The sequence below is a fragment of the Aureimonas sp. D3 genome, from assembly GCF_001463805.1.
GTDB classification, from domain to species: Bacteria; Pseudomonadota; Alphaproteobacteria; order Rhizobiales; family Rhizobiaceae; genus Aureimonas; species Aureimonas ureilytica_A.
Genome location: NZ_BBWM01000005.1, coordinates 127,839 through 143,192, shown reverse-complemented (window position 1 = coordinate 143,192; position 15,354 = coordinate 127,839). Strand labels below are relative to the sequence as shown.

The following is a 15,354-nucleotide window of genomic DNA, read 5'->3' as shown; positions in this document are numbered from 1 at the left end:
GACATCTCCTCAAGGGCGCCCGCCGGTCGCGGCCTCGGACAGGCTATAATCTAATCGATTTAACAAGAAAAGCCGAGCCGGGCCGTCCGGGAGGACGATCTGGTCGCGACGAACGGTTCATCCGTTTCTTGCCCTGGTGACGGCATGGGCGATGGCCTGCACCAGTTCGCGCGCATCAAACGGCTTCTTGATGGTGCCAGCCTTGGCTGCGTCCTCGGGCAATTCGATTTGTTCGCCATAGCCGGTGACGAACACGAAGGGGATCTTGCGGCGTGTGAGGTCGGGCACGAGGGCGAAGCTGGTCTCGCTACCGAGATTGACGTCGAGCAGCGCCACATCGACCTCGTGAATATCGAGGATCTTGCGCGCGTCCGCCACGCTCGCCGCGCCGTGCACCTCCAACGCCCCATGATCCATCAGGAGCTGCTCGGCATCGAGCGAGATGATCATGTTGTCCTCGACCATCAAGGCGCGAAGACCTTCAAGACTGTCGAGGTTGGACGCGGACGACATGGTCACGGGCTCCTTGGATGCGGCGGCGGCGGAGGACGGGAGCGGGGCGATGGCCACGAGATGAAACACCTGCGACGGCAGGCGGAAGCGCGCGCGCAGGCCCGACAGGCGGAAATCCAGTTCGGCCTCGCCACCGAGATCGTGCGGGATCGAGCGCTCGATGATGGTGGAGCCGAAGCCGCGCCGTTTGGGCGCGGGCACGGGCGGGCCACCGTTCTCGATCCATTCGATATGGCAGGCCCCGTCCTCCCCGATCCGCCAGATCACGCGCACGCTGCCCGAGGAGTCGGAGAGCGCGCCATATTTGGCGGAATTGGTGACAAGCTCATGAAACACGAGGGCCAGCGTCGAGAAGGCCATGGCCTCGACATAGACGTCCGGCCCTTCCAGATGCACGCGATCCTGCTTGGCGCCGATATAGGCCATCACCTCCGTACGCACGATGTCCTGAAGGGACGTGGAGGAGAACTGCTCGCTGGTGATCTGGTCGTGGGCGCGGGCCAGCGCCTGGATGCGCCCGCCGATGATGCGGGCGAAACTGTCCACATCCGCCGCACTCGGCTTGGACTGAACCACCAGCGCGCGGATCAGACTGAGAATGTTGCGCACCCGGTGGTTCAATTCGGCGATCAGCAGTTCCTGGCGCTGGGCGGCCAGATGCTGCTGGCGCTCGCTTTCCTCGTTGAAGCGCAGGAGCACTTCCAGAATCGAGACGCGCAGGGATTCGCCCGCCCTCAGCTCGCTCTCGGTCCAGGGCAGCGACTTGCCGACCACGGTTTCCTTCCAGGCCTCGAAGCTCTTGCGCGGGGTCAGCCGCGCGCCGTTCGGCCCGATCATCCGCTCCTTGGTCTTGGGATCGCCGGCCCAGTTCACGGTCTGCACGATCTCGCGGCGGAAGAAGAGGATATAGTCGCGCGGCGAGCGCGAAATCGGAATGGCCAGAACGCCGGACACGCGGCTCCTGTAGTCGGCGGCCGGCGGATGGAAGGTCGAAAGCTCGTCGGTGGCATAGATGCGCCCCGACCCCGCGCGGTTGAGAAAGCGCGTCAGGGACTGCAATTCCTCGCGCGACAGGCCGGTGCCGTGGGTCTTCTCTTCGCCCTTGGCCCAGACGACGAAGCCGTCGCAGGGCACCATCTCGCGCATGTCCTCGGCGAAATCCGAGATCGTCTCCAGCGAGGGCGAGGCGGCGACGAGCTTGGCGATGAAGCGGTCGTGCAGATCGCGCGCCACTTCGTCGATCCGCTTGGCCTCCTTGTAGAGACGCCCGTCGATGATCAGCGCCACCATCTGCCCGAACAGCTCGGTCGCGCTGCGGATTTCCATGGTGAGATAGCGCGGGGCGTAGTGATGGAGCGCGAACAGGCCCCAAAGCTTGCCGTCGATCACGATCGAAATCGACATGGAGGCGGAGACCCCCATGTTGGAAAGATATTCGATATGGATGGGCGAAACGCTGCGCAGAACCGAGAGGGAGAGGTCCAGCGGGCGCCCGTGCGGATCGAGCTCGGGCAGCACCGGCACCGGCACCGCGCCGACATCGGCGATGATGCGGATCTGGTTCTGGACGTAGAGACGCCGGGCCTGAACCGGAATGTCGGCGGCCGGATAGTTGAGGCCCAGAAACGAGCCGAGGCCCGAGCGCACGGATTCGGCCACCACCGAGCCCGCGCCGGACGAGGCGAAGCGATAGAGCATCACGCGGTCGAAGCCGGTGATGCCGCGCAACTGGCGCACGCATTCGCGGTAAAGCCCTTCGAGCCCCTCGGTGCGTTGGACGCGCGAGATCATGCTCTTGATGAGCGCGCCGGGATTGATGCCGGAGGCGCGCGTCGCGGGCTCGGCCTCGATCACGATCGTTCCGCTGGACACGTGGATCGCCACGTCGAAGGTGCGCCCGTCGCTGAACAGGTCGAAGCCGAACAGGCGCTCCACACCATCGCTGGACGAGAGGATCTGAAGCCGGCCCCGAATGGCATGAACCGACGTCTCGGGGAACAGCGAGAGAAGCGGCTCGCCCAGAAGCGCGTCCGGCTCGCGGTCCACGAAGGCGGGCAGATTGGCCGATACGCGTTCGATCAGCCAATCCATCGACGCGCCGACCAGAAAGCCGAAATTCTGGATGCAGCCCAGGAATTGGATCGGCTCGCGATCGCAATTGGTCAGATCGACCTCGTGGTCCCGCGGGGCTCTGAGATTGCTCAAGAGATCGTCATCCTGGTCCGTGCGCCCTCGGCCAGAGCGCGGAAATGGCGAAAGGTGCGGTTGGCCGCCTCGATCGTGCTGTCGGCCTCGTCCGTGGATGGCGATTGCGCGTTCATCAAGGCCAGCAGGCGGCGAAACGGCTCGGGATCGCTGGAGGCTTCGAGATAGTGGACCGGCCGATCGGCACCCGGAGCCTGCCGGCGCAAGGCCTTCAAGAGGAACCCCGCGCCCAGGCGCGACCCTTCCAGGACATAGGCCATGCCCAGCGCTTCGAACAGGTTTGGATTCTGCACCGCGAAGGCGGGGCCGGACCATGCGGGCAGGCGCAGCGCCGTGCAATCGGCCTCCAGCGCGTCGAGCCGCCCATCGACCTGCCATGCGCCGTCGCGCATCTGCGCGAGAGGGCTGGCCAGAAGTGCGGGCTCCAGCGCCGCATGGCCGGCACGGTTCGTCAGAAGGAAGCGGGCATAAAGACCCTCGGCGCCCGGTTGCAGCATGTCGGCGAACTCGGCGTCGAGCGCTTCGTGCGCGGCGCGTGTTTCCGCGCGCAGGCGATCTCGCAACCGCGGGGCGGATGTCGGCTCCGTTGCACAGGCATCACGGGTCGCTTCGCTCGGCAAGGCTCGTCCTCGAAACAGGGGCGACCAAAGCCGCGTCAGTTTTACTGTACTTGGAGCGAACTGTTGTCTGGTGCAAGACACAAGCGCATCTCGTCAAAAACGATCGCGCAACGCGTACCACGTCATAGCGAGGAACAGGAGCGGCGCGCGAAGGGCGGTTCCACCCGGAAAGGCGGGAATGCGCAGCGCCTCCAACTCGGCCAACCGATCCTGGTTGCCCAGCACCCTTTCGGCATAAAGCCGGCCTGTGTAATGCGAAAGAAGCACGCCATGGCCCGAGAACCCGCCGATCACGGTCAGTCCGGGCTGCGGACTTGCGACATAGGGCATGCGCGGCAGGGTGACGCCGACCGACCCGCCCCAGCCATGGGTGAACCGGACATCGGCCAAATGAGGCCAGATGGATCGGACCTGTTTTCGTATCTGGCTAACGATATCCCCTTCCGCAGAGGAATAGGCTTCCCGGCCGCCGAACAGGAGGCGGTTGTCCGGCGTCTTGCGGAAATAGCGCACGACGAAGCGGGAATCGTCGGCGGCCTCGTTTCCGGGCAGGATGCGGCCCGGCTCGGCCAGAGGCTCCGTTGCGGCAATAAAGGAGCGGATCGGCATGACATGAGCGGCATTGCCCCGGTCGAGTTTGCCGCCATGCGCGTTGACGGCCAGAAGCGCGCGCGCCGCGCGCACCGTGCCGAAGGGCGTTTCCGCTTCAATCCGCCCGCCCTGATGGGTGATCTTCGTCACCGGCGTCTCCTCGAAGAGACGCGCGCCGGCGCGTGCGGCCGCCCGGCCCGTGCCGACCAGCAGCTTCATCGGGTGGAGATGGCCCGTACCCGTGTCGAGAAGGCCGGCGTGATAGGCCGGCGAGCCGAGCCGCTCGGCCGTCTCGGTGCGGTCCAGAAAGCGCGCGTGGGGATAGTCGTAGCGCTCGGCCAGGATGTCGGCGTGGCGGCGGTAGCTTTCGATATAGCGCCTTTTATGAACCAGCGAGAGCTGGCCGGGGCGATAGTCGGCTTCGATGCCGCGCGTCGCCATCATCTCGTGGAGATGGGCCTTGGCGTCCTCCGCCATCTGGAAAAGCTGGCGCGAGCGCTCCAGCCCGATGTCCGCTTCGAGATCTTCCGGCCATTGCCGCTGGCCCGTGCCGAACTGGCCGCCATTACGCCCGGAGGCGCCGTCGCCCAGCCTGGCTGCCTCCAGAAGCGCGACGCTGACGCCGCGCTCGGCCAGATGCAGCGCCGCCGACAGGCCCGTGAAGCCGCCGCCGACGATCAGGGTATCGACGTCGAGCGAGCCGTCGAGCCGGGCATAGCGCGGGCGCTCGCCCACTGAGTCCTCGTACCACGAGCGGCCGGGTGAAATGGGGGACTGATAGGGCGCGCTCATCGAGGCCCCCTTAGACATTGAGGAGAAGGAATTCGCGTTCCCAGGGGCTGATCACCTGCATGAAGGTTTCGAACTCGCCGCGCTTGATCCCGGCATAGGTGCCGACGAATTCGCGGCTGAACACGTCGTGGAACGCTTCCTCCGCCTCGAAGGCGGCGACCGCCTCCAGAAGACCGCGCGGCAGCGAGATCACGCCGTCCTCGTTGACGGTGCGGTCGGTGGGCTGGTCGGGCTCGACGCCGTTGACCATGCCGAGCCAGCCGCAGGCGAGCGAGGCGGCAAGCGCCAGATAGGGGTTCGTGTCGGAGGAGGGCAGGCGGTTTTCGACGCGCCGGGACGAGGCGTCGGAGGTCGGCACGCGAAACGCCGTGGTGCGGTTGTCGTAGCCCCAGGCATTGTTGGTGGGGGCCGACATGCCATGGGTCAGCCGGCGGTAGGAGTTCACATAGGGCGCCATCATCACCAGCGCGGCCGGCACGTAGCGCTGCATTCCGCCCAGGAAGTGGAAGAAGAGCGGCGAGGGGCCGCCATCCTTCAGCGAGAAGACGTTGTGTCCGTGTTTGCGGTCCACCACCGACTGGTGGATATGCAGCGCCGAGCCCGGCTGGCCCTGGATCGGCTTGGCCATGAAGGTGGCGTAGATGTCGTGCTTGAGCGCCGCCTCGCGGATCGTGCGCTTGAACATGAAGACCTGATCGGCCAGCTCGACCGGATCGCCATGGCGCAGGTTGATTTCGAGCTGGGCCGCGCCGTCCTCGTGGATCAGCGTATCGATCTCCAGCCCTTGCGCGTCCGAGAAGTGGTAGATGTCGTCGATCAGCTCGTCGAATTCGTTGACGCCGCCGATCGAATAGGCCTGCCCGCCGGAAATCTGCCGGCCCGAGCGGCCGATGGGCGGGGTCAGCGGATAGTCGGGATCGACATTCTTCGAGACGAGATAGAACTCGATCTCGGGCGCGACGATCGGCGTCCAGCCCCGCTCGTGATAGAGCGAGACGACGCGCTTCAGCACGTTGCGCGGGGTGTAGGCCACGGCCTCTCCCGCCGTGTCCACGAGATCGCAGATGACCTGCGCCGTCGGATCGGTTTCCCAGGGCACGGCCGAAAGCGTCGAGAGATCGGGCACCAGCTTCAGGTCGCCGTCATTGGGCGAATAGCGGAACTCGCCCGTCTCGTCCGGGTATTCGCCCGAGATCGTGTGCATGAACAGCGCCGAGGGCAGGGCCAGCGAGGTGTTGCCGGTGAACTTCTTGCCCGGCATCATCTTGCCGCGCGCCACGCCGGCCAGATCGGGCGTGATGCATTCGACATCCTCGATGCCGCGCGCGCGCAGCCATTCGCCCGCTTCCGCCATGGAGCGCACGCCGCGCCGCGCATCCAGAAAATGCGGCCGCTCGGGCTGCGGCTCGCGACGCGTCAGGCCGATGCGCCCGCCCGCTCCGGCGGGTTCCGTCGTCCGGCGCTTGGGCTTGTCCCGCTTGATCTTGGACGGGAACGCCTGCTCGGGTTTGGGAGGCCGTGTGCGATCTGCCATGCGATCCTGCGCAGAATTTCCGATAGCTGGACCATAGCGGGCTCCAACCCGGCCGAAAAGCGCCCCTGACCACGAGAAGGCGCTGGAAAAGCGGGTTTCGATACGGCACAGCGCGTTTTGTCATGGAAATGACATCGAAGCTGCTATCTCAGAGCACAGCCGCCAGGTGGCGGGCATGGAGGCCGCGTTCGCGGTGAAGCGCATGACCGATACGAGCCAGCAGAAGCTGAAGACCGAAGGCCTCGAAGACACGATGTCGCGCGCCGGGACGGCCGCGCGCATGGTGCAGAAGCTCGTGGACGGAGCCGAAAGCCTCAATCTCAGGCATTCGGCGGTCGGCAATCCGGCGGTCTATCCGACCGACGCCTTCCCCTGGGCGCGCGAAGTGGAGCGCGAGTGGCACCTGATCCGCGCAGAGCTGGACAAGGTTCTGGTGCGCAAGGGCGACCTGCCGGCCTTCCACGAGATTTCCTCGGAAGTGCGCTCGATCTCGTCCGACAAGAACTGGAAGACCTTCTTCCTCTGCGGCTACGGCATCAAGTCGGAAGAGGCGATCCGCCAATGCCCGGAGACCTGGCGCATCCTCCAGAAAATTCCGGGCATGAAGTCGGCCATGTTCTCGATTTTCGAGCCGGGCAAGCATCTGCCGCCCCATCGCGGCCCCTATAATGGCGTGTTGCGCTTCCATCTCGGCCTCGTCGTGCCGCCCGAGCCCGACAAGATCGGCATTCGCGTGTCGGACCAGACCTGCCATTGGGAAGAGGGCAAGGCGTTGATCTTCGACGACGCCTACGAGCACGAGGCCTGGAATCATTCCGACAAGGTGCGCGTGGTGCTTTTCGTGGATTTCGAGAAGCCGCTGCGCTTCCCCGCCAATCTCACCAACAAGGCGGTGCTCAATCTTGCCATGTTCACGCCCTTCATTCGCGAGGGCTACAAGGCACACAAGGCCTGGGAGAAGATGTTCTACGGCGAAGGGCGCAAGCACAGATGAGCGAAGCGGCGGCGGCAGGGCTGGCGGTCGTCTGGCGAGCCATGACAACGGGTGATGTCGCCGATGTCATGGCGGTGGCCGATATCGTGCATCCGACCTTCCCGGAAGGGGCTCACGTCTATCACGACCGACTGGCGCTGTTCCCGGAAGGCTGTCTCGTGGCTGCCCTTCCGGACGGGCGGATCGTCGGCTACGCACTCGCCTATCCCGCCCCCCTCGGCGCGCCGCCCCCGCTCGACACAATGCTCGGCGCGCTTCTGCCTGAGGCCGACGCTCTCTACATCCACGATGTCGCGATCCTGCCGGACTGGCGCGGCCGGCGTCTGGCGGACGCGGCCGTTGCCCATGTTCTGAGCCTCGCCGATGGCGCGGTCATGCCCGTCATGCTGGTGTCCGTCTATGGGACAGCACCTTACTGGAGCCGTTTCGGCTTCGCCCCACCCTCGCTGGCGCTCGAGCCGGAAAAGCTCGCGACCTATGGCGAGGGTGCGGTCTACATGATCCGGCCGCCGCTGGCGCCCAGCCCGGCTGCGTGAAAAAGCGACAAGCGTCGAAATTCGGCACAGGGGCTAGGAATCACGGACTGGCTTGTCGATATTGGCCGCGCCGCCGAGGTGGCTGCCTTGATCGCATGAAAAGGTCCGACCCGATGAGACATACCGCCCTGTCCCTTGGACTGGCTCTGGCCGCACTGACCGCAGGCGGTGCCGCCGCGCAGGAAAAAGTTCTCAACGTCTACAACTGGTCGGACTATATAGACACGTCGATCATCGACGACTTCACCAAGGAAACCGGCATTCGCGTCGTCTACGACGTGTACGATTCCAACGAGATCCTGGAAACGCGGCTTCTGGCCGGCGGCAGCGGCTATGACGTCGTTGTGCCCTCGGCCGAATACATGCTGCGCCAGATCCAGGCCGGCGTGTTCCAGAAGCTCGATAAGTCGAAGCTGCCGAACCTGTCCAACATGTGGCCGGTGGTGACCGAGCGCGTGGCTGCCTACGACCCGGACAATGCCTATTCCGTCAACTATATGTGGGGCACGACGGGCGTCGGCTACAACATCCAGAAGGTGAAGGAGTTGCTGCCCGACGCGCCGCTCAATTCCTGGGCGCTGGTCTTCGACCCGAAGAACGCCGAAGCCCTGTCGAAATGCGGCATCGACATGCTGGACGCGCCGGGCGAGATCATGCCGGCCGCCCTCAGCTATCTCGGCCTCGACCCGAGCGCGTCGGACGCCGAATCCATCGGCAAGGCCGAGGCGCTGCTGATGAAGGTGCGCCCCTATATCCGGCGCTTCCATTCCTCCGAATATATCAACGCGCTCGCCAATGGCGACATCTGCGTGGCGGTCGGCTTCTCGGGCGACGTGTTCCAGGCCCGCTCCCGCGCCAAGGAGGCGGGGCGCGGCGTCGAGATCGGCTATTTCATTCCCCACGAGGGCACGATGATGTGGTTCGACCAGATGGCGATTCCCAAGGACGCGCCGCATGTGGACGCCGCGCACCAGTTCATCAATTACATGATGCGCCCGGAAGTGGCGGCCAAGGCGACGAATTTCGTCAGCTACGCCAATGGCAATCTCGCCTCGCAGAAGTTCATCGACCCCTCGATCCTGAACGACACCTCGATCTATCCCGACGAGGCGACGCTGAAGACGCTCTATGTCAAGAAGCCCTATGACGCCCGCGCCCAGCGCATGGTGACGCGTGCCTTCACCACGGTCAAAACCGGGCAGTAAGCTGCGGGGCGATCCGGCGAAGCAGAAGGGGGCCGGTGATGCGGGCCCTTGTCCATCATTCATAGCGGCGCGGGCAGGGGGAGAACCCTTCCTGCGCCGTTCTCTCAGACAAGTCGGCGCGGGGCGCAGTTCGGGGTTCACAATGGCTACGGCACCCAAGGCTTTCGGCAATATTCGCCGCTCGTTCGATCCGTGGAACGACCCCAAAGCGACGCCGCTGATCGAGTTCGATCGTATTTCCAAGCGCTTCGGCACGTTCAACGCCGTGGACGATCTCAGCCTCAAGATCTATCCGCGCGAGTTCTTCACGCTGCTCGGGCCGTCGGGCTGCGGCAAGTCCACGCTGCTGCGGATGCTCGCGGGCTTCGAGGAACCGACATCGGGCGATATCAGGCTGGGCGGCGAGAGCCTGAAGGGCGTGCCGCCCTATCGCCGGCCGCTCAACATGATGTTCCAGTCCTACGCCCTGTTCCCGCACATGAGCGTCGAACAGAACATCGCCTTCGGCCTCAAGCAGGACGGCATGGCCAAGGGCGAGATTCGCGACCGCGTGGCCGAGATGCTGAAGCTCGTGAAACTGGACGCCTATGGCAAGCGCAAGCCGCAGCAGCTTTCGGGCGGCCAGCAGCAGCGCGTGGCGCTGGCCCGCTCGCTTGCCAAGCGGCCCAAGGTTCTGCTTCTCGACGAGCCGCTGGGCGCGCTCGACAAGAAGCTGCGCGAGGAAACCCAGTTCGAGCTGATGGACCTCCAGCAGGAACTCGGCCTCACCTTCGTGATCGTGACGCACGACCAGGAAGAGGCGATGACCATGTCCGACCGCATCGCCGTGATGCGCGCCGGCAAGCTCTGTCAGGTGGCGACGCCCGCCGTGATCTACGAGGCGCCGAACTCGCGCTATGTCGCCGATTTCGTCGGCAATATTTCCTTGATCGAGGGCGTGGTGGAAAGCGGCTCGGGTGGGCTGGTGCGGCTTGCCACCGATGTCGGCGTCATCGAGACGGAAAGCGCCACGACGGTCGCCCCCGGTGACAGCGCGGCCTTTGCCGTGCGCCCTGAAAAGATGCGCCTGTCGCGCCGCCCGCCGAGCGATATCGGCGTCAATGCGCTGCGCGGCGTCGTCTGGGATATCGCCTATCTCGGCGATGTCACGCTCTTCAACGTGAAGCTCGAAAACGGCGCGCTGGTGCGCTCCACGGTCATCAACGCCTCGCGTGTGGCGGACGAGCAGATCGCCTGGGAGGAAGAGGTCTGGCTCACCTTCGAGCGCGACGCCGGCGTGCTTCTGGTGCAGTGAGGAGCGAAGCTATGGCCTCTCGTATCCTGCGACCGAACTGGTGGAAGGGAGCCGTGATCGGCATTCCCTATCTCTGGCTGCTGGTCCTGTTTCTCGTTCCCTTCTTCATCGTCCTGAAGATTTCGCTCTCGGAAACGGCGATCGCCCAGCCGCCCTATCTGCCGGTCTTCGACTGGAGCAGCCTGTCGGGTCTGGTCGCGACGCTGAAGAAACTCGGTACGCAGAGCTATCAGTTCCTGATGGAGGATCCGCTCTATCTGAACGCCTACCTCTCCAGCCTGAAGATCGCCGCGATCTCGACCGTGCTGACGCTACTGGTCGCCTATCCCCTAGCCTATGCCATGTCGCGCGCGCCGGGCGGGCTGCGGCCCGTCCTGGTGATGATGACGGTTCTGCCCTTCTGGACGAGCTTTCTGATCCGCGTCTATGCTTGGATCGGCATCCTGCGGAACGAGGGCTATCTGAACCAGTTCCTGCTGTGGACCGGGCTCATCGACACGCCGCTCACGATCCTCAACACCAACAACGCCGTCTATATCGGCATCGTCTATTCCTATCTGCCCTTCATGGTTCTGCCGATCTATGCCAGCCTTGAGCGGCTCGACCCGCGCCTTCTGGAGGCGGCGGGCGATCTCGGCTGCACGCCGCTCGGCGCGTTCTGGCGCGTCACCTTTCCCTTGTCGCTGCCGGGCGTTCTGGCCGGCGCGCTGCTCGTCTTCATTCCGGCGGTCGGCGAATTCGTGATCCCCGATCTCTTGGGCGGCTCGCAGACGCTGATGATCGGCAAGACGCTCTGGGACGAGTTCTTCACCAATCGCGACTGGCCGGTCGCCTCGGCGGTCGCGGTGCTGCTGCTTCTGGTTCTGGTCGTGCCGATCACGCTGTTCCAGCGGCTCCAGGCGAGGCAGGGCTGACATGAAGCGCGGTTTCTCCACCTTCAATCTGGTTTCGCTGGTTTTCGGCTTCGCCTTTCTCTACCTGCCGATCCTGCTTCTGGTGATCTATTCCTTCAACGCCTCGCAGCTCGTCACGGTCTGGGGCGGGTTCTCGACGCGCTGGTACGCCTCGCTCCTGAACAACCGGCTGTTTCTGGATGCGGCCTGGGTGACGCTGCGCGTGGCGCTGCTTTCGGCCACGCTCGCCACCATTCTCGGCACGCTGGCCGCCATGGCGCTGGTGCGCCATCCCCGCTTCGTCGGGCGCACCTTGTTTTCGGGCATGGTCTTCGCACCGCTGGTCATGCCTGAGGTCATCACCGGCCTGTCGCTGCTCCTGCTCTTCGTCGCGATCGATTTCGACCGGGGCTTCTGGACCGTGACGGTCGCCCATACGACGCTGACCATGTGCTTCGTCGCGGTGGTCGTGCAGTCGCGCCTCGTGTCCTTCGACCGTTCGCTGGAAGAGGCAGCGCAGGATCTGGGCTGCCCACCTGCCAAGGCCTTCCTGCTCATCACCTTGCCTGTCATCTGGCCGGCCGTCGCGGCGGGCTGGATGCTGGCCTTCACGCTCTCGCTGGACGATCTCGTGATCGCGAGCTTCACGTCCGGCCCCGGCGCGACGACGCTGCCCATGCGCATCTACAGCCAGGTGCGTCTCGGCGTGACGCCGGAGATCAACGCCATCTCCACGATCATGATCGCCGTCGTCGCCCTCGGCGTCATCCTCGCCGCGCTGTTCAACCGGCGGCAGGAGACACGGCGGCGCGCCGACGAGCGGCTCGCCAGTCAGGACATCTGACAAGCCCATACAAAAAAGCCCCGCCGGATGCTGGCGGGGCTTTTTCGTTTGATCGTGTCGGCTTTACAGCTTGCAGCGGCAGCTCTCGGCATGGGCCGTTTCGATCGCGTCGAACGTCGCGGCGAAGGCCGCACCGAGCGGGTCTTCCGGCAGAGTCGAAACCTCGATCAGCCGATCCACCGCTTCGAGGTCGGACAGGGCGCCCATCAGCGTCAGGCGCAGGCGCGCATCGCCCGTGAAGCCGCCATCGGGCGCGAAGAAGGGCTTGAGCTCGGCCAATTCCTCCAAGGCGCTCTTCTCTCGCGCAGGCTGCGTCGGGCCGATCAGCGCGGCGGTGCTGGCGGTCGTGGTGGTGTCCAGAACGTGGCCGTCCGTGTTCACCGACGTCGAGGCTTCGCGGATCGCGCGGCCGAGTTCGGAGACGGCAGCGCCGACATCGGCGGATGAGTCGAGCTTGTGCTCGCGCGGGGCCTTCAGCGGCGGCAGGTCGGGGTCTACCCCGTCGCCTTCCGAAATACGCGTCGCGCCCGTGTCGCGCACGGCCACAAGCATGGGCGGGCCCATGGGTGTCTGGCTTGCCGCGCCCGGCTCGCCCTGAAGCGCAACCGGCGCGTTTTCAGCGGGCGCGCCACGATCCTCGGGGGCTGCGGTCGGCACGGGAACCGGGCGCAGCGCCAGAAGCGCCTCGGCCAGACTCGTGCGCGCCATGCCCTGCGCGGTCTCCAACACGCGCTGGCGGCGATCTGGCGAGACCGAAACCTGCGAGGCGAAGCGTTTGAGCGTCGTCAGATAGGCTTCGATGCCCGAGCAGAGATAGGGGGAGGGGCCTTGTGTCAGGAAGTCGCCGAGGTCTTCGCGAATGCGGGTCGCCGTCCATTTGGCATTGGCGTCGCGCGGCGCGACGCCGCTCACACCCTTGGCGGCCGCCATGGCGGCGCGAAGAGCGGCCGTCTGCTCGGTGCCGCGCGATCGGGCATTGGGCGGGAAGATCATGCCGCCTTCGCCGGGCGACGACGCGCGCGCGGACTCGGGCGAGCCGGCCAAGGCGGCCTTGACGCTTTGGAACGGCCCTTCCGCGATGGATTTAAGCCGGGCGTGGAAGTCTCGGGCGCAGGCGGCCGGGTCGGCGGTCGGCGCGCGCAGCTTGGCGACCGCGACCGATCCCTTGGGCTGCGAGGCGGTGGCCACGTCGTCGATGCGGATGACGGAGCCGGCCGACGCGGCGATCGGGCACAGCATCGAGCCAGCGAGAACGAATGCGGCGAGGCGGGGGATCAGACGAGACATTTGCGGCTCCGCTCCGGATCGACGGAACGCCGCGCGCTTCATCGAGGGGTGCGGTTCCGTCAGGTCGGCCCGTCCGACGCGCTCACGGTCAGCGTCGGCTTCGGCCATTCTCCGTCCAACTTGAACCCGATCGGTTTCGATATGGTGAACGAATTCGATACGCCCGACGCTTCTTCCTTGGCCGGGTCGAATTGACCCTGCACCAAAAGCCGGCTGCTGCGCAAATCCACCGTGCCGGTGGCGCTCGCCTCACCCTTATCGAAGGCGATCGCCAGCTTGTCGATGCGAAAATGCGGACCGACGCCCGCCAGGGCCAGTTCGCCGCGACGGAATGGTTCGGGTGTTGCCGTCGCGGGGTCGATCGGGCGCGGGCCGGGTGCCGCCAACATGCCGCGCTCGATGCCTGCGAGTTCGCCATCGCGCACCCGTAACTTGGCCTCCGTGCGGCAGGCGAGCGCGATCTCGCCCCAATTGGTGGCCGGTCCGCGCAGGGTCAGTTGCAGATCGCCCCGGCCCGAACTCAATGGCATGGGGGCGCCGTCGGTGAGGGCCACGACGTTGGACACGTCCACATCCCGAAGGCCGGCCGACAGCGTGAGGTCGGGGCGCGCCTGATTCGTGTCGATCGTGATGCGCAGATCTCCGCGCCCGCCGAGCAGCGTCATGTCGCCGATGTCGACCGTCCCGACGCCGCCCATGGCCTTGATCGTCGCGGCGACGTCGCGCGCATCCGTTTCGCCGAGATCGGCCTGTTCGGCCGAAAGACGCAAATCGAGATCGAGATTGCGCAGGAAGTCCGTGTGGATCGGGCGTTGAAGATCCAGGATCGTCTGCGGCTTGGGCGCGATAGCTTGGCTGAAGCGGCCGAAATCGAGCTTGCGGAAGGCGAGCGTTCCCGAAACGGAGGGCGGTTTGCTGTCCCCCCGAGGCAGCACCGCCTCCAGACTGCCACGCCCCTTGTCGCCGCCGACGTCGAGCGAGGCGGAGCCGAGGCTGATCCGGTCGTCCACCAGTTGAATCTGCGTCTGAATGGCGAAGGCGCCGAAATCCGGCAGACCGGAATTCTCCCGGCCGATCCAGTCCACCGCCCGCGACAGGGAGGGAGTGGACAGACCCAGCGCGCCCGTCAGGCTCAATCTCTCGCCCGCCGAGCCCTGGCCGTCGAAAGACACGTCCAGCGCGGGCGAGGACAGCGCCAGCGTCAGCGCCGAACTCTCACCCTTCGTGAAGGGCAGGGGCCGCTCCATCTTGGTTTCGAGATGAACGGGCTGGCCGTTCCAGACGGCGCTGCCGGCCAGAAAGGCGCTGCTCTCGCCGCCCGGCCAGATGAAGGTCAGATTGGCGTTGGAGAGATTGTCCGTGCGGCCGGGAATGCGAAACAGCCCGTCGCGAATATCGATCTCCCGCAGTCCTTCGAAGCGCACGAGAAAGAGTTGCAGGTCCCGCGAGGCCGCACCGACCGGCATGTCACCGGGTGTTCCGACTTGAGGGAGTCTTGGCTTGCGTGCGGCAGACGGCGCCAGATCCGGCACGGCATCCGCGCCGGCCGGCATCAATTCAGGTCGCACCAAGGCGATGCGCTGGATTTCGGCGCGCCCCAGAAGCGCGGGGAGCAGCGCGAAACGCGCCTCCACCCGGTCCACCGTCAGAAGTTGCGCCCGTTCGCCTGCGCCGGTGCGCGCCCGCAGATCGGTGAGCACGGCGGTCGGGCGCGGCAGCAGCTCGAAGGAGACGGCCCCGTCCACATGGATCGGCTGCCCGGTCAGATGCGCCAGACGTGCTTCCAACTCCTCGCGGGCGTCGCCCAGTTGCAGCGACAGGGAGGAGAAGGCGAAAACCAGCCCTGTGATGGCCAACAGGACCAGCCCGATCGCCAACGGCCAGACGCCACGCCGCCCTGTCCCGCGCGATTGGCTTTCGGTCGCGGGCGGCACCGGGGGCAAGGGTTCGTTCAATCGGGGGTCCTTCGAGACTCGGCTCGCGCGATGGCCAGCCAAGCTTATCTAGAGTTGGCGGCCACGCTTGAACAGGGCGAAGTCGCGCCGT

At 65.7% G+C, this 15,354-nt stretch carries 12 protein-coding genes; 6 read left to right on the top strand and 6 right to left on the bottom strand.

Going from position 1 to position 15,354, the window contains the following annotated elements:
- Positions 1-117: 117 nt before the first annotated feature.
- The 4 genes from AUL36_RS02625 to AUL36_RS02610 form a co-directional block, all read right to left on the bottom strand.
- Positions 118-2,718 carry an HWE histidine kinase domain-containing protein gene (locus AUL36_RS02625; RefSeq protein WP_062217648.1) on the bottom strand — a complete coding sequence of 867 codons (2,601 nt, stop codon included), beginning with the start codon at positions 2,716-2,718 and terminating at the stop codon, positions 118-120.
- Positions 2,715-3,338 (bottom strand): biliverdin-producing heme oxygenase, encoded by a 624-nt coding sequence (locus tag AUL36_RS02620; protein WP_210168840.1) that lies wholly within the window; start codon positions 3,336-3,338, stop codon positions 2,715-2,717. The genes AUL36_RS02625 and AUL36_RS02620 overlap by 4 nt, the downstream gene beginning before the upstream one ends.
- A gap of 93 nt (positions 3,339-3,431) precedes the next feature.
- Positions 3,432-4,721 (bottom strand): NAD(P)/FAD-dependent oxidoreductase, encoded by a 1,290-nt coding sequence (locus AUL36_RS02615; protein ID WP_062217642.1) that lies wholly within the window; start codon positions 4,719-4,721, stop codon positions 3,432-3,434.
- Positions 4,722-4,731: 10 nt separating this feature from the next.
- Positions 4,732-6,255: a glutamine synthetase family protein gene (locus AUL36_RS02610; RefSeq protein ID WP_244493421.1), complete on the bottom strand. Its 1,524-nt coding sequence runs from the start codon at positions 6,253-6,255 to the stop codon at positions 4,732-4,734.
- Between the two features lie 175 nt (positions 6,256-6,430).
- Here AUL36_RS02610 and AUL36_RS02605 point away from each other — a divergent pair, with 175 nt between their 5' ends.
- From AUL36_RS02605 to AUL36_RS02580, 6 genes are all read left to right on the top strand, one after another.
- Positions 6,431-7,249 carry an aspartyl/asparaginyl beta-hydroxylase domain-containing protein gene (locus AUL36_RS02605; RefSeq protein ID WP_082640281.1) on the top strand — a complete coding sequence of 273 codons (819 nt, stop codon included), beginning with the start codon at positions 6,431-6,433 and terminating at the stop codon, positions 7,247-7,249.
- On the top strand, positions 7,246-7,785 hold the full coding sequence (locus AUL36_RS02600) for a GNAT family N-acetyltransferase (RefSeq protein WP_062217639.1): 540 nt from the start codon (positions 7,246-7,248) through the stop codon (positions 7,783-7,785). Before AUL36_RS02605 ends, AUL36_RS02600 begins: the two co-directional genes overlap by 4 nt.
- Positions 7,786-7,898: 113 nt before the next feature.
- The gene (locus AUL36_RS02595) at positions 7,899-8,990 is read left to right on the top strand and encodes a polyamine ABC transporter substrate-binding protein (RefSeq protein ID WP_058635053.1); all 1,092 of its coding nucleotides are present in this window, start codon (positions 7,899-7,901) and stop codon (positions 8,988-8,990) included.
- Between the two features lie 142 nt (positions 8,991-9,132).
- Positions 9,133-10,284, top strand: coding sequence for an ABC transporter ATP-binding protein (locus AUL36_RS02590; protein ID WP_058600065.1), 1,152 nt, complete (start codon positions 9,133-9,135; stop codon positions 10,282-10,284).
- A gap of 11 nt (positions 10,285-10,295) precedes the next feature.
- Complete coding sequence (locus AUL36_RS02585; protein WP_062217636.1) at positions 10,296-11,198, top strand: ABC transporter permease subunit; 903 nt, start codon at positions 10,296-10,298, stop codon at positions 11,196-11,198.
- Between the two features lies 1 nt (position 11,199).
- Entirely contained in the window at positions 11,200-12,021 is an 822-nt protein-coding gene (locus tag AUL36_RS02580; protein ID WP_058635056.1) for an ABC transporter permease, read from the top strand.
- A 63-nt stretch (positions 12,022-12,084) separates the two neighbouring features.
- On the opposite strand, the gene AUL36_RS02575 is transcribed toward AUL36_RS02580, so the two are convergent.
- Complete coding sequence (locus AUL36_RS02575) at positions 12,085-13,308, bottom strand: hypothetical protein (protein ID WP_062217633.1); 1,224 nt, start codon at positions 13,306-13,308, stop codon at positions 12,085-12,087.
- A gap of 59 nt (positions 13,309-13,367) precedes the next feature.
- Positions 13,368-15,263 carry an AsmA family protein gene (locus AUL36_RS02570; protein ID WP_062217629.1) on the bottom strand — a complete coding sequence of 632 codons (1,896 nt, stop codon included), beginning with the start codon at positions 15,261-15,263 and terminating at the stop codon, positions 13,368-13,370.
- Positions 15,264-15,354 lie beyond the last annotated feature (91 nt).